This is a genomic window from Streptomyces sp. NPDC037389, from assembly GCF_040636475.1.
GTDB classification, from domain to species: domain Bacteria; phylum Actinomycetota; class Actinomycetes; order Streptomycetales; family Streptomycetaceae; genus Streptomyces; species Streptomyces hesseae.
In genome coordinates, this window is the sequence record NZ_JBEZUS010000003.1 from 162928 (window position 1) to 183614 (window position 20687).

At 70.5% G+C, this 20687-nt stretch carries 16 protein-coding genes and 4 tRNA genes; 9 read left to right on the top strand and 11 right to left on the bottom strand.

Annotation, left to right across the window (positions count from 1 at the left end):
* Nucleotides 1–3: 3 nt before the first annotated feature.
* The 7 genes from AB0E98_RS07550 to AB0E98_RS07580 form a co-directional block, all read right to left on the bottom strand.
* A tRNA-Glu gene (locus AB0E98_RS07550) sits at nt 4–76 on the bottom strand.
* 40 nt (nt 77–116) lie between these two features.
* Nucleotides 117–189, bottom strand: a tRNA-Glu gene (locus AB0E98_RS07555).
* Between the two features lie 40 nt (nt 190–229).
* Nucleotides 230–302: transfer RNA gene (locus AB0E98_RS07560), tRNA-Glu, on the bottom strand.
* 97 nt (nt 303–399) lie between these two features.
* Nucleotides 400–471: transfer RNA gene (locus AB0E98_RS07565), tRNA-Gln, on the bottom strand.
* A gap of 222 nt (nt 472–693) precedes the next feature.
* The gene (gene gltX, locus AB0E98_RS07570) at nt 694–2169 is read right to left on the bottom strand and encodes a glutamate--tRNA ligase (RefSeq protein WP_361699620.1); all 1476 of its coding nucleotides are present in this window, start codon (nt 2167–2169) and stop codon (nt 694–696) included.
* A complete protein-coding gene (locus AB0E98_RS07575; RefSeq protein WP_361699622.1) occupies nt 2162–2944 on the bottom strand; it encodes a fumarylacetoacetate hydrolase family protein in 783 nt (260 codons plus the stop codon). Before AB0E98_RS07575 ends, gltX begins: the two co-directional genes overlap by 8 nt.
* 119 nt (nt 2945–3063) lie before the next feature.
* Nucleotides 3064–3267: a hypothetical protein gene (locus tag AB0E98_RS07580; protein WP_361699624.1), complete on the bottom strand. Its 204-nt coding sequence runs from the start codon at nt 3265–3267 to the stop codon at nt 3064–3066.
* Nucleotides 3268–3762: 495 nt separating this feature from the next.
* Here AB0E98_RS07580 and AB0E98_RS07585 point away from each other — a divergent pair, with 495 nt between their 5' ends.
* The 8 genes from AB0E98_RS07585 (at nt 3763) to AB0E98_RS07620 (ending at nt 13683) form a co-directional block, all read left to right on the top strand.
* On the top strand, nt 3763–7173 hold the full coding sequence (locus AB0E98_RS07585; protein ID WP_361699626.1) for a nitrate- and nitrite sensing domain-containing protein: 3411 nt from the start codon (nt 3763–3765) through the stop codon (nt 7171–7173).
* A 9-nt stretch (nt 7174–7182) separates the two neighbouring features.
* Nucleotides 7183–7596, top strand: a complete 414-nt coding sequence (locus AB0E98_RS07590) for a roadblock/LC7 domain-containing protein (RefSeq protein WP_126918237.1) — start codon at nt 7183–7185, stop codon at nt 7594–7596.
* 103 nt (nt 7597–7699) lie between these two features.
* On the top strand, nt 7700–8107 hold the full coding sequence (locus AB0E98_RS07595) for a DUF742 domain-containing protein (RefSeq protein ID WP_126916258.1): 408 nt from the start codon (nt 7700–7702) through the stop codon (nt 8105–8107).
* A complete protein-coding gene (locus AB0E98_RS07600; RefSeq protein ID WP_311615498.1) occupies nt 8088–8669 on the top strand; it encodes an ATP/GTP-binding protein in 582 nt (193 codons plus the stop codon). Before AB0E98_RS07595 ends, AB0E98_RS07600 begins: the two co-directional genes overlap by 20 nt.
* A 422-nt stretch (nt 8670–9091) precedes the next feature.
* Nucleotides 9092–12088, top strand: a complete 2997-nt coding sequence (locus tag AB0E98_RS07605) for a nitrate- and nitrite sensing domain-containing protein (protein ID WP_361699629.1) — start codon at nt 9092–9094, stop codon at nt 12086–12088.
* Between the two features lie 10 nt (nt 12089–12098).
* Nucleotides 12099–12512 (top strand): roadblock/LC7 domain-containing protein, encoded by a 414-nt coding sequence (locus AB0E98_RS07610; RefSeq protein WP_126918236.1) that lies wholly within the window; start codon nt 12099–12101, stop codon nt 12510–12512.
* Between the two features lie 84 nt (nt 12513–12596).
* Entirely contained in the window at nt 12597–13121 is a 525-nt protein-coding gene (locus AB0E98_RS07615; RefSeq protein ID WP_311615496.1) for a DUF742 domain-containing protein, read from the top strand.
* Nucleotides 13102–13683: an ATP/GTP-binding protein gene (locus AB0E98_RS07620; protein WP_311615495.1), complete on the top strand. Its 582-nt coding sequence runs from the start codon at nt 13102–13104 to the stop codon at nt 13681–13683. Before AB0E98_RS07615 ends, AB0E98_RS07620 begins: the two co-directional genes overlap by 20 nt.
* Nucleotides 13684–13818: 135 nt before the next feature.
* Here the strand turns inward: AB0E98_RS07620 and AB0E98_RS07625 are convergent, their stop codons facing one another.
* From AB0E98_RS07625 to AB0E98_RS07635, 3 genes are all read right to left on the bottom strand, one after another.
* Nucleotides 13819–14016, bottom strand: a complete 198-nt coding sequence (locus AB0E98_RS07625; RefSeq protein WP_361699632.1) for an acyl-CoA carboxylase subunit epsilon — start codon at nt 14014–14016, stop codon at nt 13819–13821.
* Between the two features lie 34 nt (nt 14017–14050).
* Nucleotides 14051–15634 carry an acyl-CoA carboxylase subunit beta gene (locus AB0E98_RS07630; protein ID WP_229350509.1) on the bottom strand — a complete coding sequence of 528 codons (1584 nt, stop codon included), beginning with the start codon at nt 15632–15634 and terminating at the stop codon, nt 14051–14053.
* Between the two features lie 198 nt (nt 15635–15832).
* On the bottom strand, nt 15833–18277 hold the full coding sequence (locus tag AB0E98_RS07635; protein ID WP_361699634.1) for a polysaccharide lyase 8 family protein: 2445 nt from the start codon (nt 18275–18277) through the stop codon (nt 15833–15835).
* Nucleotides 18278–18468: 191 nt separating this feature from the next.
* Between AB0E98_RS07635 and AB0E98_RS07640 the strand changes: the two genes are divergently transcribed.
* Nucleotides 18469–19092, top strand: coding sequence for a YceI family protein (locus tag AB0E98_RS07640; RefSeq protein WP_361699636.1), 624 nt, complete (start codon nt 18469–18471; stop codon nt 19090–19092).
* 12 nt (nt 19093–19104) lie between these two features.
* Here the strand turns inward: AB0E98_RS07640 and AB0E98_RS07645 are convergent, their stop codons facing one another.
* Complete coding sequence (locus tag AB0E98_RS07645; protein WP_361699638.1) at nt 19105–20607, bottom strand: FAD-dependent monooxygenase; 1503 nt, start codon at nt 20605–20607, stop codon at nt 19105–19107.
* Between the last annotated feature and the right edge of the window lie 80 nt (nt 20608–20687).

A 20687-nucleotide genomic window follows, 5' to 3' on the forward strand; every position in this document is an offset into this window, starting at 1 on the left:
CAGTACCCCCGACCGGATTCGAACCGGCGCTACCGCCTTGAGAGGGCGGCGTGCTAGGCCGCTACACAACGGGGGCCCTAGCGACTCCTGTCCGGGTTTCCCCTTCCAGGAATCAGTACCCCCGACCGGATTCGAACCGGCGCTACCGCCTTGAGAGGGCGGCGTGCTAGGCCGCTACACAACGGGGGCCCTAGCGACTCCTGTCCGGGATTACCCTTCCAGGAATCAGTACCCCCGACCGGATTCGAACCGGCGCTACCGCCTTGAGAGGGCGGCGTGCTAGGCCGCTACACAACGGGGGCTCGCACTGCGCTTCTGCTTATTCACTCGCCGCCCCACCTTATCAGTGGTTTTTCGAGAGAATTTCGAAGAAGAATTCTCAGAATTCAGAATTCCTTGCTGGGGTACCAGGACTCGAACCTAGACTAAGGGAACCAGAAACCCTCGTGCTGCCAATTACACCATACCCCACCGTAACTCCACCCCCCGGGAGGGGTCTTGTTCGGCTTGCGCCGTCCGCTCCGGCCTCTCGGCCCTCTCGGGCGGCGCAGGAAGAACATTACCCGAAGGTGGACTGGGGTCCAAAATCGATAAGCCGCCTGGTGCCCGTGCGGCCGTACGTACCCCGTACGTGAGGGGCCCGGCGGCCTTCGTCGAAGGCTGCCGGGCCCCTCACGGCAGGGCGAACGGGCGTCAGCCGGCCAGCTTGGCCAGGGCGGCGTCCACGCGGGCCAGGGTGCGCTCGCGGCCCAGAATCTCAAGGGACTCGAAGAGCGGCAGGCCCACCGTGCGGCCCGTGACGGCCACGCGGACGGGCGCCTGGGCCTTGCCGAGCTTCAGGCCGTGCTCCTCGCCCGCCGCGACGACGGCGGCCTTGAGGGCGTCCGTGTTCCACTCCGCCTCGGCCAGCTTCTCGCGGGCCGTGCGCAGCAGGGCGGCCGAGCCCTCCTTCATGGCCTTGGCCCAGGACGCCTCGTCCTCGACGGGCTCGTCCAGGAAGAGGAAGTCGACGTTGGCCGTGATGTCCGAGAGGACGGTCAGGCGGGTCTGGGCGTGCGGCGCGATGGCCTCCCAGGCCGCCCGGTCGAAGTTCTCGGGGGCCCAGTTGGCGTGGGGGGCCTTCAGCCAGGGCTCGCAGGCCTCGGCGAACGCCTTCACGTCGAGGCGGCGGATGTGGTCGGCGTTGATCGCCTCGCACTTCTTGAGGTCGAAGCGCGCCGGGTTGGCGTTGACGTCCTCGATGTCGAAGGCGGCGACCATCTCGTCCATCGTGAAGATGTCCTGGTCGGCGGAGAGGGACCAGCCGAGCAGCGAGAGGTAGTTGAGCAGGCCCTCGCGGAGGAAGCCGCGCTCCCGGTAGAGGTTGAGGGAGGCCTGCGGGTCGCGCTTGGAGAGCTTCTTGTTGCCCTCGCCCATCACATACGGCAGGTGGCCGAAGGCCGGGGTGGTGCCGTTGCCGACGCCGATCTCGGCGAGCGCCTTGTAGAGGGCGATCTGGCGCGGGGTGGAGGACAGCAGGTCCTCGCCGCGCAGCACGTGGGTGATCTCCATCAGCGCGTCGTCGATGGGGTTGACGAGCGTGTAGAGGGGGGCGCCGTTGGCGCGGACGATGCCGTAGTCCGGAACGTTCTCCGGGGTGAAGGTCAGCTCGCCGCGCACCAGGTCGGTGAAGGTGATCGGCTCGTCGGGCATCCGGAAGCGGACGATGGGCTCGCGGCCCTCGCGCTCGTACGCCTCCTTCCGCTCGGCCGTCAGCTCACGGCAGGTGCCGTCGTAGCCGGAGGGCTTGCCGGCGGCGCGGGCGGCCTCGCGGCGGGCGTCCAGCTCCTCGGTGGTGCAGTAGCAGTGGTACGCGTGGCCGGCGTCGAGCAGCCTCTTCGCGACGTCCTTGTAGAGGTCCATGCGCTGCGACTGGCGGTAGGGCGCGTGGGGGCCGCCCACCTCGGGGCCCTCGTCCCAGTCGAGGCCCAGCCAGCGCATGGCGTCGAGCAGCTGCTGGTACGACTCCTCCGAGTCGCGCGCCGCGTCGGTGTCCTCGATGCGGAAGACCAGGGTGCCGCCGTGGTGGCGGGCGAACGCCCAGTTGAAGAGGGCGGTGCGGACCAGGCCCACGTGGGGGTTGCCGGTCGGCGAGGGACAGAAACGTACGCGGACGTTCGCGTTAGCCACGCTTGATCACCTTGTTGGTGAGAGTGCCGATGCCTTCGATGGTGACGGCGACCTCGTCGCCGACGTTGAGCGGTCCGACTCCGGCCGGGGTGCCCGTGAGGATGACGTCGCCGGGGAGCAGCGTCATCGCCTCGGTGATGTGGACGATCAGGTCCTCGATGGAGCGGATCATGTCGCTCGTGCGGCCCAGCTGGCGCTGCTGGCCGTTGACCGTGCACATGATCCCGAGGTCGCTCGGGTCCAGCTCGGTCTCGACCCAGGGGCCGAGCGGGCAGGAGGTGTCGAAGCCCTTGGCCCGGGCCCACTGCTTCTCGCGCTCCTGGACGTCGCGCGCGGTGACGTCGTTGGCGCAGGTGTAGCCGAGGATGACGTCCTTGACGCGCTCGCGCGGGACCTCCCGGCACATGCGGCCGATGACGACGGCGAGCTCGGCCTCGTGGTGGACCTCGCTGGAGAAGGAGGGGTAGGCGATGGCGTCGCCGGGGCCGATGACGGCCGTCGAGGGCTTGAAGAAGGTCAGGGGCGCCTCGGGAACGGCGTTGCCCAGCTCTGCGGCGTGCTCGGCGTAGTTGCGGCCTACGGCGACGACCTTGTTGGGCAGGACGGGCGGCAGCAGCCGCACCTTGCTCAGCGGGATCTTCTGCCCAGAGCGCTCGAATTCCGCGAAGGGGTGCCCCTTGATGATGTCGAGAACAGGGCCGCCTTCAGTGGAGGCGTCCCCCTCGACGACGCCGAAAGCGACGTTTCCGTCGATGGAGAACCTGGCGATGCGCACGGGAAGCTTCTTCCCCTTTGTGTCGTGATGAGCCGGAGTCTGACGCCCCAGGCTATCGCGGGGGGCGTGCGCGACCCGTGCGCCGCCGTGGTCCGGGCGGGGTCAGCCGCCGGACGGGGTCACTCGGCGGGGACGGCCGCCACGGGCGCGGTCATCAGGACCGTGCGGCGCGGGTTGGCGGTGACGGCGGGCAGCTCCAGGACGTGCTCGCGGCGGTCGCCGTCGGAGACGCGCAGCGACTCGGCGTCCGCCAGGTGCGCGAGCGTGGTGCGACGGGGGTTGGCGGTCTTCAGGGACGGACGCGCCGACGGTGCGGTCTTCACTTGGGGGCCTCGCGTTATCGATCTCTGGGGCGTTGACTGGACGTTTTCGCCGCCTGTGCAAAGGACCAGGCTACGGCGCGCCTATCCCCAGGCGCTGGCCGGACAAGTCATGAGCTCCTTGTGAGTTTGCTCACGAAGCAACCGAAAAATACGGCATAGCGGACAGCGATTTCACCCCCACGAAACGGACATTGCCATGCTGAACCTGACGTTCCGCTCCTGATCATGGCGACTGGGACAGCCGGGCCCTCCCGAGGTCAGCCGTGTGACTCATGGCAATAAGTCCGACATAAAGGGCGCAATCTTCTACGATCCGTCACCGCACCCCTCACCCTGGGTCACGGCCTATGCCACCCGCCCCACCGGCCTTGTTGGGAGATCCGGCACTGTGCTGGAATTCCGGGGACCGCCAGGGGGGCACCGCGGTCCCCCCACGACTCGACACCGTCCCTCCGCTCACCCGGCGGGACGCCTGGTCCAGAGGTTGCGACGCTAGTGCAGGGACGTTTCAAGAGGGATGGCAGCGCTGCGGCGGAGCAGGAGCCGCGCGGTGCGACCGACCGCGGCACGCCCGCCGGCACGCCGGTCGACACGGCGAACGGCGGCGATGCCGCCGAACAACCGAAGAAGGATGGCACCACGGGGCCGGGCTCGCGAATAGCCCTGCGCAACTGGCGAATCAGCACCCGTCTGATCTCGCTGCTCGCCCTTCCCGTCGTCGCGGCGACCACGCTGGGCGCCCTGCGTATCGACGACGCTCTCATCAACGTCGACCAGCTCGACCACATGAAGCTCCTCACGGAGATGACGGGCAAGGCGACCCAGCTCGCCGACGCCCTCCAGGAGGAGCGCGACCGGTCGGCGGGCCCGATCGTCAGCAACAACGCCAAGGACGACCAGATCGTCGCGACGCGGCTGAAGGCCGACCGGGCCATCGACGCGTTCAAGAGCACGACCGCGAAGGTCCAGCCGAACGACCCGACGATGGTCGGCGTCCGGACCACCCTTGTCGACATCAGCAAGCAGCTCGACAAGATCAAGGCCATTCGCGGCACCGCGTACCAGGACGCGTCCATCTCGCAGACGGTCAACAACTACAACGCGCTGATCACCTCGCTGCTGTCGCTGTCCCAGGACATGGCCCAGGCCACCAGCAACAGCGACATGATCACCTCGACCCGCGCGCTGGCGACGTTCTCCTCCGCCAAGGAGTACGCCTCCATCCAGCGAGCGGTCCTCAGCGCCGCGCTCGCCAACCCCAAGGGCGCGGGCCTGTCGCCCAACGACCACCTCTACGGCAAGTCGGCCCTGGACAACGAGGAAGAGGCCCTGCGCCGCTTCACCGCCATCCGCGCCGGCGACTCCGCGGACCTGCTCAAGGCCCTCAACGGTGGCGACACCAACGTCACCGCGGCCAACACCTTCGCCGAGCACGCCTTCGGCAACAACGCCGACGCGCTCAAGAGCGAGAAGACCAGTTACCGCGACTGGTACGACCAGGACAGCGTCAAGCTCGAAGAGATGGCGAAGATCGAGCAGACGCTGCTGTCCCAGATGGACCAGAAGGCCCTGGAGCTTCGCGACGAGGCCAACCAGGAAGCCATCCTCAACGGTGCCCTCATCGTCCTCGTTCTGGGCATCTCCCTCGTCGGCGCCTTCGTCGTGGCCCGGTCCATGGTGCGGTCGCTGCGGCGACTCCAGGACACCGCCCAGAAGGTCGCCCAGGAGCGTCTGCCCGAGCTCGTCAAGCAGCTGTCCGAGACCGACCCGCAGGACGTCGACACGTCCGTGGAATCCGTCGGTGTGCACAGCCGGGACGAGATCGGCCAGGTGGCCAAGGCCTTCGACCACGTGCACCAGGAAGCCGTCCGCCTCGCCGCCGAGCAGGCCCTGCTCCGTGGCAACGTCAACGCGATGTTCACCAACCTCTCGCGCCGAAGCCAGGGCCTCATCCAGCGTCAGCTGTCCCTGATCTCCGAGCTCGAGAGCCGCGAGGCCGACCCGGACCAGCTCTCCTCGCTGTTCCGCCTGGACCACCTCGCGACCCGTATGCGCCGTAACGGTGAGAACCTCCTCGTCCTCGCGGGTGAGGAGCCCGGCCGCCGGTGGACCCGGCCCGTGCCCCTCGTCGACGTCCTCCGTGCCGCCGCGTCCGAGGTGGAGCAGTACGAGCGCATCGAGCTCAGCGGCGTGCCGCCGACCGAGGTCGCCGGCCGCGTCGTCAACGACCTCGTCCACCTCCTCGCCGAGCTGCTGGAGAACGCGACGTCGTTCTCCTCCCCGCAGACCAAGGTCAAGGTCACCGGTCACGCCCTGCCCGACGGCCGGGTGCTGGTCGAGATCCATGACACCGGCATCGGCCTCTCGCCCGAGGACCTCGCGGCGATCAACGAGCGGCTGGCCTCCCCGCCCACCGTGGACGTCTCCGTCTCCCGGCGCATGGGTCTGTTCGTGGTCGGCCGCCTGTCCCTGCGACACGGCATCCGCATCCAGCTCCGCCCGTCCGACTCCGGCGGTACGACCGCGCTCGTCATGCTCCCGGTCGACGTCGCCCAGGGCCACAAGCAGCCGGCCCCCGGCACCCCGGGCGTGCCCGGTGGCGCCCCGGCCGCCGGTGCGGGCCAGCAGCGCCGCCAGGTGCCGCCGCCCGGCGGCGGCCCGCGCCCGGCGATCGTGCCGCGCGGCAACGGCGGCCCCGGTGGTCCCGGCGGCGGTGCCGCCGCGGGCAGCCTCTTCGACACCTCTCCGCGCACCGGTGCCCCCGGTGACGCCGGCCGCCCCGTGCTGCCGCCGCGCGGCAACGGCGGTCCCGCCGCCGTGCCGCCGCCGGCCTCCGGTGGGCGTCCGCAGCTGCCGGCCCGTGGTGCCGCCGCCCCCGGTGACGCCGGGCGGCAGGCGCCGGGCTGGAGCACCGAGCAGCCCCCGGCGGCCGGTCCGGCCGCGCAGGCGGGCCCGAAGAACGGTCTGTCGGGCCTGACCCGCAAGGGCAAGCCGAAGAAGGGCCCGGTCGACGACTGGCCGGTGTCCGCCGACGGCTCGCAGCGCCCCGGCCAGGAGACCCCGCGCGGTCACGAGGACGTCGAGGCCACGGGCGGGTTCTCCGTGCCGGCCCCGAACGCCCCGCGCCCCGGCGGCGGTCCCGGCGACACCTCGCAGTTCGCCGCGCTCGACCCCTCGGGCCGGCCCCAGTCGGGCACGGGCCAGTTCGCGCTCCCGGGCGCCGGCGTCCCCGGTGAGGCTCCGGGCAGCACGAGCGGCGAGTACGGGCGTCCCGCCCCGGACGCCCTGGCGACCGGTGGCACCGGCCAGTTCCCGCGGGCCGTCGCCCCTCGCGACGACCTGTCGGGCACGACCGGCCAGTACGCCCTGCCGGCCGCCGGTGACGGCATGTCCGGCACCACGGGCCGGTTCGCCCAGCCGGTCGCCGAGGACCCGCTGACCAGCACGACCGGTCAGTTCGAGCAGCCGGCCGCCGGTCCGTCCCCGCTCTTCGAGGAGCTGGAGTCGAACTGGTTCCGCGGCGAGACCCCGGCGGCGGGCGTGCCCGTCCAGCCGGCCGACTCCGAGCGGCCGCAGCAGGCCGACCGGGGCGACGGAGCCTCCCAGGGCGCCTGGGGCTCCCCCAATGACGAACGCTGGCGCCGGGCCGAGGCGGTCCGGGAGCCGGCGGCGGGCGGGACCACTACTTCGGGGCTGCCGCGGCGCGTGCCGCGCGCCAACCTCGTCGAGGGCACCGCCGAGCAGCAGTCCCCTTCGACGACCGGTCCGCAGGTCTCGCGCGCGCCCGACGACGTGCGTGGCCGGCTGACCAATCTCCGCCGGGGCATCCAGCAGGGACGTCAGGCCGGCAACGGTCCGACCACCGGCAGTACCAATGTTGGCCCCACCTATCAGCAGGAGCGTTAGTTGAGTCCGATGAGCCAGGCGGCGCAGAATCTGAACTGGTTGATCACCAACTTCGTGGGCAACACCCCGGGGGTGTCCCACACGGTGGTGGTCTCCGCCGATGGACTCCTTCTGGCGATGTCCGAAGGGTTTCCGCGCGACCGTGCCGACCAGCTGGCGGCGGTGGCCTCCGGCCTCACCTCGCTGACGGCCGGTGCCTCCCGCATCTTCGAGGGCGGCCCGGTCAACCAGACCGTGGTGGAGATGGAGCGAGGCTTCCTCTTCATCATGTCGGTCTCCGACGGCTCCGCACTGGCGGTGCTGGCACACCCGGAGTGCGACATCGGCCTCGTGGGCTACGAGATGGCCCTCCTGGTGGACCGAGCGGGCAATGTGCTCACCCCCGAACTCCGGTCCGAACTCCAGGGAAGCCTGTTGAACTGACCACCGCACACCGCGATTTCCGTCCGACCGTACGGCCGAAAACCCCCCACCGGCCGCCACACGACGGCATCATTGCCATCCTGCTGTCCCGTCCGGAGGATTCATGACCCCGCCCGTCTCGCCCGGCCCGTACGGTGCTTCACACCACGCGCCGTACGGGGAAGAAGAAGACGACCAGCCGCTGATCCGCCCGTACGCCATGACGGGAGGCCGGACCCGGCCGCGCTACCAGCTCGCCATCGAGGCGCTGGTCAGCTCCACGGCCGACCCGGCGCACCTCGGTGGGCTGCTGCCCGAGCACCAGCGGATCTGCCACCTGTGCCGTGAGGTGAAGTCGGTCGCGGAGGTCTCCGCGCTGCTGAACATGCCGCTCGGTGTGGCCCGCATCCTGGTGGCGGACCTGGCGGAGGCCGGCATGGTGGCGATCCACCAGCCGGGCGGCGGGGAGTCCGGCGGTACGCCGGATGTGACACTGCTCGAAAGGGTTCTCAGTGGACTTCGGAAGCTCTAGCGGAGGCGTCGGCCGCTCCACCACGTCCGCGAAGATCGTGGTGGCGGGCGGCTTCGGCGTCGGCAAGACCACATTCGTCGGAGCGGTCTCGGAGATCAGTCCGCTGCGCACCGAAGCCGTGATGACCTCCGCCTCGGCGGGGATCGACGACCTGAGTCACGTCCAGGACAAGACCACGACCACCGTGGCGATGGATTTCGGCCGAATCACCCTCGATGACGACCTGATCCTGTATCTGTTCGGTACGCCGGGTCAGGACCGTTTCTGGTTCATGTGGGACGACCTGGTCCGCGGTGCCATCGGCGCCGTCGTCCTGGTGGACACCCGCCGTCTCGCCGACTGCTTCCCCGCGGTCGACTACTTCGAGAACAGCGGTCTGCCCTTCGTCGTCGCCCTCAACGGCTTCGAGGGACATCAGCCCTACGGTCCCGAGGAGGTCCGCGAGGCCCTCCAGATCGGCCCGGACACGCCGATCATCACGACCGACGCGCGTCACCGGCACGAGGCGAAGAGCACTCTGATCACGCTCGTGGAACACGCGCTGATGGCACGGCTGAAATAGCGCCGTCCCGGTACCCGGTTATGACGGTGCGTAAGTTGTGGCATTGACCACGCGCGCACTTCGGAGTTCATAACGTTTCGACAGAGAATCGGCCGGACGCGACCACTCGTCGCGTCCGGCCGATTGCGCTCCGCGCACGGCCCGCCCGCCATTTGGCGTGGCTCGGCCTTAATGCCCGTTTTATGTCGGGCAAATCGCGGCCTTCATGGGCTCTGTCCGTTGTTTGGATTGCACCTGTCCAACGTGCTGGAATTCCCGGACTGAGCAGTCACGGCTCAGCAGACGAACGGCACAGCATCAGGTGCCGACGCCGAGAGGTTGTTGGTCGAGTGAGGCGAAGAAAGACGGGCGCCGCGCAGCAGACGCGGGACGCGCGGGGTAACTTCACCCCGCCGTCGCGCACAGCGGTGCCGCCTTCCGACATGCCCGATTCCCCCGCCGGGCCCACGGGCGGCGGCAGCAGATTCTCGCCCCGCAACTGGCGTGTGCCGGTGCGCCTGAACGCGATCCTCCTGATCCCGGTCCTCGTGGCCCTGGTCTTCGGCGGGCTCGATGTGAAGAGCCGCGTCGACACCTGGAGCGAGGCGGCGGACGCGGCGAACACCGCGCGTCTGGTGCGGGCGGCGGCCACCTACGCCCACGCCGTGATCGACGAGCGCGACATCAGCGCCAAGCCGCTGCTCGCGGGCGAGACCGACGACGCGAACGTCAAGAAGGCCCGGGCCACGACGGACGACGCGCGCGCCGAGTTCGACACGGCCGTGAAGAAGATGCCGGACACCCCGAGCCTCAAGCGCCGTCTGAAGGCCGTGCGGGACGCCGAGCCGACGCTGCCCAAACTGCGTTCGGCCGCGTACACGCCTGCCCTGGAAGGCGCGAAGACCGAGGACGGCTACGGCGCCATCCAGCGTCCCCTCATGGCCTTCACCAATGAGCTGGGCCTGGGCACCGGCAACGTCACCTCGTACGGCCGCATGGTCTACGCGGTCTCCCTGGCGAAGGCCGCCGAGTCGCTCCAGCGCTCCATCGGCGCCCATCTGCTGATCAAGCCCGGTGACGCCGCCAACCAGAAGACCCTCCAGACGGCCTTCTCCTCCTACAACTTCCTCGAGTACATCGCCCGCGGCGAGTACGAGCAGGGCGGTACCGAGGACGACATCAAGCGTCTCCAGGCCGCGCTGGCCACCGAGGCCCAGGTGGAGGAGCAGGACAAGATGGCCGCCGCCATCATGTCCGGCGCCACCCCGGCCCAGCTGAAGGCCAAGGGGGTCACGCCCGACGCGTGGCTCCAGGCCTCCACCGCGAAGTTCAGCGCGTACCGCACGGTCGAGGAGCACCAGATCGACAAGGCCGTGGACGAGGCGGAGAGCATCGCCTCCCAGGCCACGCAGGACGCGATCGTCAACTCCTCGGTCATGGTCCTCGCCCTGCTGATCGCGTTCTTCGTCGCCGGCCGGATGGCCCGCTCGATGAGCCGCAGCATGCGCAGGCTCCGCACCGCCGCCTTCGACGTGGCCGAGCAGCGCCTGCCGGCGCTGGTCGACCAGCTCTCGCGGACCGACCCCGGTCAGGTCGACACCCGGGTCGAGCCGATCCCGATCACCACCCGTGACGAGATCGGCGAGGTCGCCCGCGCCTTCGACCAGGTCCACCGCGAGGCCGTGCGGCTCGCCGCCGAGCAGGCCGGTCTGCGGGGCAACGTCAACGCGATCTTCACCAACCTCTCGCGCCGCAACCAGAAGCTGATCGAGGGCCAGCTGGACCTCATCACCGACCTGGAGAACAACGAGGCCGACCCGGACCAGCTGGAGAACCTCTTCCGCCTGGACCACCTGGCCACCCGTATGCGGCGCAACGGCGAGAACCTCCTCATCCTCGCGGGCGAGGAGCCGGGCCGCCGCTGGGACCAGCCCATCCCGCTGGTGGACGTCCTTCGGGCCGCCACCTCCGAGGTGGAGGCGTACGAGCGCATCGAGCTCAGCGGGCTGCCCGAGGCCGAGATCCACGGCCGGGCCGTGACCGACCTCGTGCACCTGCTCGCGGAGCTGCTGGAGAACGCCACCTCGTTCTCCTCCCCGCACACCAAGGTGCGCGTCACCGCCACCCGTCTCCCCGACGGCCGGGTGATGGTCGAGATCCACGACAAGGGCATCGGCCTGACCGCCGAGGACTTCGCGGACATCAACCACCGGCTGGCCAACCCGCCGACCGTGGACGTCGCGATCGCCCAGCGCATGGGTCTGTTCGTGGTCGGCCGCCTGGCGGCACGCCACGACGTCCGCGTCCAGCTGCGCCCCTCGGGCGAGCAGGCGGGCACCACCTCGCTGGTGATGCTGCCGGACCTCATCACCCACGGTGGCGGTGGCGAGGACCAGGCCGAGGACGACTTCACGGTCTCCCAGATGATGCCCGAGCAGTACCAGCAGCCGCAGGTGCAGCAGGCGCCGGTGGGCCACGGCCCGACCGCTGCCGAGCTCGGCTTCGACGACTCCCTGGGGATGGACCCGGTGGGCCGTTCGCTGATGCGCGACCAGCGCCGCGCGACGCTGGGACAGGCCGCCGAGAACCGTCCGCTCTTCCGCGACGAGGTGCCGCAGCAGCAGGGCTTCGAGCAGCCGGACCCGTTCGGGCGGCCCGAGGCGTTCCAGCAGCCGCAGCACGCGCAGCCGCAGGAGCCGATATCCATGGAGCCCCAGGCTCCGCGGCAGTTCGACGGGACGGGCTACCCGGAATCCGCCTACGCGGATCCGGCGGTACCGGACCAGCAGACCTACGGCGACGCATACGCCCCGGGTAACCAAGGGCAGTGGACCGAGCCAGGTCCGTACCAGCATGAGTACGGACAGGGTTACGCAGCGGAACCGGAATCCCGGCCGTCCGCTGACACGGCCCAGCCGGAGCGCGTAGAGTTCGACCGTCCGGGCCCCGCCTCGAGCGGCTCCCCCTCGCTGACCGGGTCCGGTCTGCCCCGCCGCGACAAGCGGTGGCAGCAGGACGGGACGGGCGAGGAGGCCACGAGGGACGTCGGAGAACCGGAGCAGTACCGGCAGGAGGTCCCACCGCCACCCGCGGAGGGCGACAACTCCGACTGGAAGTCGGCCAACGACGAGCGCTGGCAGCGTGCCGGACAGCTCAAGGAGCCGAAGGCCGGCGGCGTGACCCCCTCCGGTCTCCCCCGCCGGGTCCCCAAGGCCAATCTGGTCGAGGGCAAGGCGGAACAGACCACGCAGAGTGGCCCGCAGGTCTCCCGCGCCCCGGAGGACGTCCGCGGCAGGTTGGCCAACCTGCGCCGGGGCATCCAGCAGGGACGCGAACGCGGCACGGACTCCTCGGAGTATCCGGCGGGCACCGCGCATCAGCAGCATCAGCAACACGACCAGGGCTTCGGCCCCGGCGGCACCTACGATCAGGAGCGTTAGTGTGAGCCCGATGAGCCAGGCGGCGCAGAACCTGAACTGGTTGATCACCAGTTTCGTGGACAACACCCCAGGGGTGTCCCACACCGTCGTGGTCTCCGCCGACGGACTCCTTCTGGCGATGTCCGAAGGGTTTCCGCGGGACCGCGCCGACCAGCTGGCGGCTGTCGCCTCCGGCCTGACCTCACTGACCGCCGGTGCCTCCCGCATCTTCGAGGGCGGCCCGGTCAACCAGACCGTGGTGGAGATGGAGCGAGGCTTCCTCTTCATCATGTCGGTCTCCGACGGCTCCGCGCTCGCGGTGCTGGCACACCCGGAGTGCGACATCGGCCTCGTGGGCTACGAGATGGCCCTCCTGGTGGACCGAGCGGGCAATGTACTCACCCCCGAACTCCGGTCCGAACTCCAGGGAAGCCTTCTCAACTAATCAAGAGGCAGTGCGTTTCGCGCCACCGCGCCGTAGGGTGCGGTGGCGCGACCGGCAGCAGACAGGCAAGTTGGAGGAGGAAACGTGGCAACGCCCCCCGGCGGTTACCCGTATGGCAGTGACCAGCAGGCTCAACCCCCGTTGAACCGCTTCGACTTCCCCTCCTCGCCAAGCCACCGTGCCATGCCGGAGCAGCAGCGCGCCGCGCACGTACCGCCTCCGCCCCAGCAACACCGGCGCGCGTCGTCGTCCCCCTCGGGCGGCAAGCACAACCCGCTGGTCCGTCCCTATGCGATGACCGGCGGCCGGACCAGGCCGCGGTACCAGCTCGCCATCGAGGCGCTGGTGCACACCACGGCCCAGCCGTCCCAGCTCCAGGGGCAGTTGCCGGAACACCAGCGCATCTGCCATCTGTGCCGTGAGATCAAGTCGGTCGCCGAGATCTCGGCACTCCTCTCCATTCCGCTCGGCGTCGCCCGAATCCTCGTCGCCGATCTGGCGGAGGCCGGACTCGTCGCCATTCATCAGCCCGGCGGCGATGCGTCCGCCGGCGGTCAGCCTGACGTGACACTGCTCGAAAGGGTGCTCAGTGGACTTCGGAACCTCTAGCGGCGAGGCAGCCCGCTCCACCACCTCCGCGAAGATCGTGGTCGCGGGTGGCTTCGGCGTGGGCAAGACCACGTTCGTCGGCGCGGTCTCGGAGATCAACCCGCTGCGCACCGAAGCCGTGATGACTTCCGCCTCGGCGGGGATCGACGACCTGACCCATGCGCCGGACAAGACCACGACCACCGTGGCCATGGACTTCGGTCGTATCACCCTGGACCAGGACCTGATCCTCTACCTCTTCGGTACGCCGGGTCAGGACCGCTTCTGGTTCATGTGGGACGACCTGGTCCGCGGCGCCATCGGCGCCGTAGTCCTGGTCGACACCCGCCGTCTCGCCGACTGCTTCCCCGCGGTCGACTACTTCGAGAACAGCGGTCTGCCCTTCGTCATCGCCCTCAACGGCTTCGACGGGCACCAGCCGTACACCCCGGAGGAGGTCCGCGAGGCCCTCCAGATCGGTCCGGACGCGCCGATCATCATCACGGACGCCCGGCACCGCAACGAGGCGAAGAGCGCCCTCATCACGCTCGTCGAGCACGCGCTGATGGCGCGGCTCCGCTAGTTCGGATGCGAAGAGGTCCCCCCACTCCCGGGGAGTGCGGGGACCTCGTCGCTTTCCCGGCACCGCTCACGGAACGCGAAAGGGCCCCTCACCGGTCGGTGAGGGGCCCTCCGTCGCGTTTGCGCGCGTTCGCCGTCAGCCCTGCCAGCTGTGCGGCGCCTTGAAGCCGGAGCTGCGCTCCAGGCGGCGCCAGGGGGCCGTGCTGCGGCGGGGGCGGACGGGGGCGGCGGCGTTGTTGCCGGCGGCGGCACGGGCGAGGAGGACGGCGGTGACGGCCGCCAGTTCCTCGGCGTCGGCCGTGCCCTTCTCGACGCGTACGAGCGTGTCATTCATGCGAATGTCTCCGATTGCTGAAGTACGGGACGGCTTACTGGGGCGGGTTGCCGTGCTTGCGCGCCGGCAGGTCCGCGTGCTTGTTCGCGAGCATCGCCAGCGACCGGATCAGCACCGACCGGGTCTCGACGGGGTCGATCACGTCGTCGACCAGGCCGCGCTCGGCCGCGTAGTACGGGTGCATGAGCTCGGCCTTGTACTCCTTGACCATGCGGGCGCGCATGGCCTCGGGGTCGTCCGCCTCCGCGATCTGCTTGCGGAAGATGACGTTGGCCGCGCCCTCGGCGCCCATGACCGCGATCTCGTTCGTGGGCCAGGCGTAGGTGAGGTCCGCGCCGATCGACTGCGAGTCCATCACGATGTACGCACCGCCGTAGGCCTTGCGCAGGATCACCGAGATCCTGGGCACGGTGGCGTTGCAGTAGGCGTACAGCAGCTTCGCACCGTGCCGGATGATCCCACCGTGCTCCTGATCCACGCCCGGAAGGAAACCGGGTACGTCCAAAAGAGTGATGATCGGGATGTTGAAGGCATCGCACATCTGGATGAACCGTGCGGCCTTCTCCGACGCCTCGATGTCGAGGACGCCCGCGAGGGACTGCGGCTGGTTGGCGACGATGCCGACGACCCGGCCGTCCAGCCGGGACAGGGCGCAGATGATGTTGGTCGCCCAGCGCTCGTGGATCTCGAGGTACTCGCCGTCGTCGACGATCTCCTCGATCACCTTGCGCATGTCGTACGGGCGGTTGCCGTCGGCGGGGACCAGGTCCAGCAGGGCCTCGCCGAGCCGGTCGGCGGGGTCCTCGCTCTCCACGCGGGGCGGGTTCTCACGATTGTTCTGCGGGAGCAGCGAGAGGAGGTAGCGGACCTCCTCCAGGCAGGTCTCCTCGTCGTCGTAGGCGAAGTGGGCCACGCCGGAGGTCTCGGCGTGGACGTCCGCGCCGCCGAGGCCGTTCTGGGTGATCTCCTCGCCGGTGACCGCGCGCACGACGTCGGGACCGGTGATGAACATCTGGGAGGTGTCGCGGACCATGAAGACGAAGTCCGTGAGCGCCGGGGAGTAGGCGGCGCCGCCCGCGCAGGGGCCGAGCATCACGCTTATCTGCGGGATGACGCCGGAGGCCTTGGTGTTGCGCTGGAAGATGCCGCCGTAGCCGGCGAGGGCGGAGACGCCCTCCTGGATACGGGCGCCGGCGCCGTCGTTCAGGGAGACCAGCGGGGCGCCGGCCGCGATGGCCTTGTCCATGATCTTGTGGATCTTGGTGGCGTGGGCCTCGCCCAGCGCGCCGCCGAAGATCCGGAAGTCGTGCGCGTAGACGAACACCGTCCGGCCGTGCACGGTTCCCCACCCGGTGATCACACCATCGGTGTACGGGCGCTTGGCCTCCAGCCCGAACCCGGTGGCGCGGTGCCGCCGCAGCGGCTCCACCTCGGTGAAGGAGCCCTCGTCGAGCAGGAGTTCAATGCGCTCGCGGGCGGTCAGCTTCCCCTTGGCCTTCTGCGCCTGGGTCGCCCGCTCGCTCGGACCTCGCCGGACCTGCTCGCGGATGGCGTGCAGCTCGGCGACGCGCCCACGGACGTCACTCGCCTCTACGGGCGCACCTTCGAGATTGCTCATGGAAAGACGGTACGTGGCGGGCCGCCCGGAACATCATGTCGGTTCCACACAACGTCGCGCGTGTTTTCGTGGGCAGGCGGCACAGAACGCCGCAGGGGTCTTATCAGCTCCCCTGATGCGAGGACGGGTCCCACGCTGTGAACACCCCACAAATATGGCCCGGCCCTGCCGTCATCCGGGTGCCTTGACCAGGGATCTTCACCCGGGTCGGCGGGCGGGCCGGAGCGCCAGCCGGCAGCCGTGCGAGGCGCAGACGGTACCCGGCCGGATCCTCAGCCGCACCAGGGACCCCGCTTCCAGCACCTCCACGGTGGGGTCATGCGATGTGACGTTCCTCACAGGGTAATGCCATATGAGCTCGATGGGGTCGCCGGTGCGCAGGGGGCCCGCGATATGGAGGGTCGCGGTGGAGCCATTGTGGCGCAGAAGTACGGAGGCGGGGGCGTCGGCGGTGAGGGGGCCGGCGGTGCCGGGGGCCCAGAAGTTGGCGGCGGTCAGGCCGAGGGAGGGAACGTGGACGGCCTGGAGGTCCCGGTTGTTGGCGAGGACGGTGAGCCGGCCGGGGTCGGCGGCGCGGTCGGCGAGGACGCCGGGGCTCGCGCCGGGCATCAGGAGGTGGACGTGGCAGGCGTCCTCGGGGTCGATGCCATGGGGGTGCAGGAGGGTGAGGTAGCGCCGGGTGAGGGGGGTGGGCGACCCGTCGGCGTTGATGTCGCGCCAGGCTCCGGTGCGGGCCTCGCGCAGGGCCGTGAGCGGGGCCCCGCCGGGGAAGACGTAGCCGCCGTGCCCGGCGAGGTGGACCCAGTGGGCCCGGTCGTAGGACTCGGTCCAGCCGTCGTGGGCGGGCTGGGTCTCGCCGTCCACGGTGAGGACGGGGGTGCCGGTGGCCCCGAGGTTGCGGTTGTCGACGACGGTCTCGACGTCGGTGCCGTCCCGGGCGGTGATCCCGGCGCCCAGGCAGATGACGGCGTCGTCCGCGCAGAACCAGGACTTACGGGCCTCCAGGGTGGAGCCGAGCCCTTTGAGGTGCTGCCCTACGGCCGCGTACTCCCCGTCGGTGACGCCGCCGACCCAGCGCGCCGCCGGTCTGGGGGCGCCCCAGCCGCCGCCCTGGTTGTCGGCGAGGAGGACGGCGGAGACGGTGGTGCCGGGCAACCGGTAGGGGTCGACGGTGGGCCAGAAGGCGTCGGTGTACTGGCCGCCTGTGTGCTGGTCGCCGGTGCGACCGGCGGCCCACCAGGTGAGCATTCCGGCGCCGGTGTGCCAGCCGCGCGGGTTCTCGCCGTTGCCGTTCTCGTAGTGGGTGACGCGGTCGGAGGCCATGGCGATGGCGGCGGTCCAGTCGGGGCGGCGGTGGACGGCCCGGTCCATGGCGGGGAAGAGCCGGTGGCCCACGGGCTCGGGGGCGGCGGGCGCGGGTCCGGCGGCGATCGCGGCGAGGCGAGCGAGGTCGGCGACGCCGAACTGGGGGTCGGTGAGCACCGGGCTGGTGGTGTCCCGGGCGATCCAGCCCTTGATCATGGCGTGCCATCGCTCCCGCTCGGCCGGGCTCGCGCCCGTCGCGAGCAGGGCGATGGCGGCCATGAGGGCGTGGCCGCGCTGGTGGTCGCTCTGGACGGGCCCGTCCGGGTCGGCCGCGCGTACGCCCCTGCTGATGGCGCGGCCGGAGACGCAGTCCATCACCAGGCCGTCGTGGACCAGTGGCGCGAAGGCGTTCTCCACGCTGTCGTGGATGATCCGCCGATTGGGGTCGGTGACCTCCCAGCGCGAGCCGCGCAGCAGGGCGAAGAGCCGGCCGAGCCCGTCGAGGAGCACACAGCCGTAGGTGCCGGAGTAGGCCACCCAGGTGTGCTGGATGAACGAGCCGTCGGCGTAGAGCCCGTCCCCCTTGAGGACGTGGGGGAAGACCGGGGAGAGGGCGTCGCGGGCCAGCGCGACCTTGGCGGCGTCCTCCCCCAGGACGCCCCGCAGGGCCACGACCCGGCACAGGTCGACGCGGTTGGCGCCGGTGCTGGTGCCCGTGTAGGGGCCGATCGCCGAGTCGGGGACGAAGTGGTCGACGGCGGCCAGCAGCCGGGCGCGCCGGTCCGGGCCCACCGCGTCGTGGAGGAGGGCGGCGGTGTCCAGCAGCAGCCGGGGGCTGCCGATCTGCCACTCCCACCAGTTCCCGTAGCGGACGGTCCCCGGGTGGTAGACGCGCTCGTGGAGGTGGTCCAGCCCGGCGAGGACGTCGGCGGCGAGGCCGGGGTCCCCGGTGAGGCCCGTGCCGGGCTGGGCGTGGGCCTGGGCCATGGTGAACAGCCGGGCGTAGCCGAGGGTGATCCCGGCGGGCGGGTCGAAGGGCGCGTCGGGCCAGAGCGAGCCGGCGGCGGGGCGCATGCTCGCGCGATGGGTGCGGGCCTGGTCCCCGGTGCGGCGCAGGACGGTGGCGTAGGGCTCGGCGGCGGGGTCGAAGCCGGTGCCGAGCGTCAGCTCGCGCCAGCGGCGGCGCGGCCCGGCGAAGTCGTCACCGGCGAAGTCGTCACCGTCGGGGACGGGTCCGGCGACGGCGGCTTCGGGGAGCACGGCGCCCAGCCCGAGGGCGCCGAGGGCGGAGGCGGCGAGGAAGCCACGGCGGGTCCATGCGGGGGTGGACGACGGCACGGCGCACACGGTGGCACGGGGGCGGGTGGGAGGCAATGACGCCTCCGTGGACAACCGGCCGGAAATCCCTCCGAGAAATCCCTCGGGACGGCATGTTGAAAGTTGAACCAGATAGGTCTATCGTCAATCTTGTTCAACGTTCAACCATGTTCGTTGATCCCCTTCCCCTCATCTCACCCCCAGGAGCAGTCATGGGCCTCTTCACCCGCAAGCGGGACACCGCCGCCGCGACCGCCACCGCCGTCCTCGACGCCGACCCGGCCCTCGCCGCGCTGACCGGCGACTACACCATCGACCCGGCCCACAGCAGCATCGGCTTCACCGTGCGCCACGCGATGGTCACCAACGTCAAGGGCTCCTTCCTCCAGCACGAGGGCACCCTCCACCTCGACGGCTCCGACCCCTCCCGTTCCACCGCTGCCATCGACGTCAGGATCGACAGCGTCGACACCGGTATCAAGGACCGCGACGCCCACCTGCTGAGCGGCGACTTCTTCGATGCCGGGACCTTCCCCCTGATGATCTTCCGCTCCACCGCCGCCGAGCGCGTCGGCGGCGACCGCTACCGCCTCACCGGCGACCTCACCATCAAGGACGTCACCCGGCCCCTCTCCCTCGACCTGGAGTTCAACGGCTCGGCCACGGACGTCTACGGCAGCGAGCGCGTCGGCTTCGAGGGCAGCGCCGAGATCCTGCGCTCCGACTGGGGCCTGACCTGGAACGCGGCCCTGGAGGCCGGCGGTGTGATGGTCAGCGACAAGGTGAAGCTGACCTTCGACATCTCCGCGGTGAAGACCGCCGCCGCCCAGGCCTGACCTCCGTGCGGATCAGCGACCGAGGCGCGCCAGACGGTCCATGACCTCCGCGCCCCGGTCCGCCGCCACGCTCAGCGCTATGTGGTTGTCGGGCCGTACGAGCACGAGCCCGTCGCCCTCGATCCCGTACGCCCGCCGCACGTGCCCCTCGTGGTCGTCGACGTGGCACGCGGTCAGCATCCCTTCATACCTCTCCCCCGCCTCCACGAGAGCCTTCGCACTCGTCGGCCCGACACCGATGAGGGTGAAGCGCGGCCCGGCGAAGACCTCGAAGAGCCGTATCCCCGCGCCGGTCACGGCATCCCGGCAGGGCGCGTCGGGTGCCCGCTCCCCCGCCTTGGGCCCGCCCCACGCCAGCGAGCTCCAGCGGTAGCCGACGCCCAGCGTGGTGATGTCGTCGGTGACCACGGCCTCGGTGCCGACGCCCGCCTCCCGGACGCCCTCCAGGACCGCGCGCAGCCGCTCGTTGGTGAGGTCCAGCGTCCACGCCGCGACCGGCAGCCGCTCCTCCTCATAGGTGTCCAGCAGCCCTCGACCGGCCAGACCGCGGACCACGAAGGCCAGCTTCCAGCCCAGGTTGAAGGCGTCCTGGATGCCGGTGTTCATTCCCAGGCCGCCGGCGATCGAGTGGACGTGGGCCGCGTCCCCGGCGAGGAGGACCCGCCCGACCCGGAAGCGGTCGGCCATACGGACGTTGACGCGGTAGACGGAGAACCAGGTGGGGTCGGTCAGCCGCACGCCCGGTATCCGGGCGCACCGCTCGAAGAGCCGCTGGAAGGATTCGAGCGTCGGCGGCAGCGGCCGGCCGTCGGCGTCGCGCTCGGGCGAGCCCTGCAACTGCCAGTGCGAGCTGCCCGGGAAGGGACAGAGCAGAAGGGCCGCGTCCTCGTCGAACCACTGGTGCCAGTAGGCGGGATCGAGCCCGTCGGCACGGACGTCGCCGACCACCATGCTCTCCTCGGCGTCGGTCTCCCCCTCGAAGGCCACGCCCAGCGCCTTGCGCACGGGGCTGTGGCCGCCGTCGCAGCCCACGAGATAGGACGCCGCGATCCGCCGGCCGTCGGCGAGCGTCGCCACGACACCGTCCGCGTCCTGGGTGAACCCGGCCAGCTCACAGCCGAGTTCGACCTGGACGCCGTGCTCGGCGAGCCCCTCGCGCAGGATCTCCTCCGTGCGCCACTGGGGGATGAGCAGGCCGCTGGCGTAGGGGGTGTCGGGCGTGGGGGCCCGGTCCTCGAAAGCGACATGGTCCGCCACGGCGACGCCGTCGCGGTATTTGCGCAGGGCGATGTGCTCGGTGCCGGACGCCGCCGCCCGCTCCCCCACCCCGAGGTCGTCGAAGAGCTCGCGGCTGCGCTGGTTGAGGCCCTTGCCGCGGGAAGAGCCGTGGAATTCCGGGGACTTGTCGATGATGCGGACGCCCACGCCGCTGCGGGCGAGCGAGCAGGCGAGGGTGAGGCCGGTGGGGCCGGCGCCCACGATCAGTACGTCGGTCGTTACGTCTGGCGAAGTCATACGTCCATGAAAGACCCGCTTGGACGAAAACGCAACCGAGTAACAAAAGATCCTGGGTAACGTCACCTGCTAGAGTGACT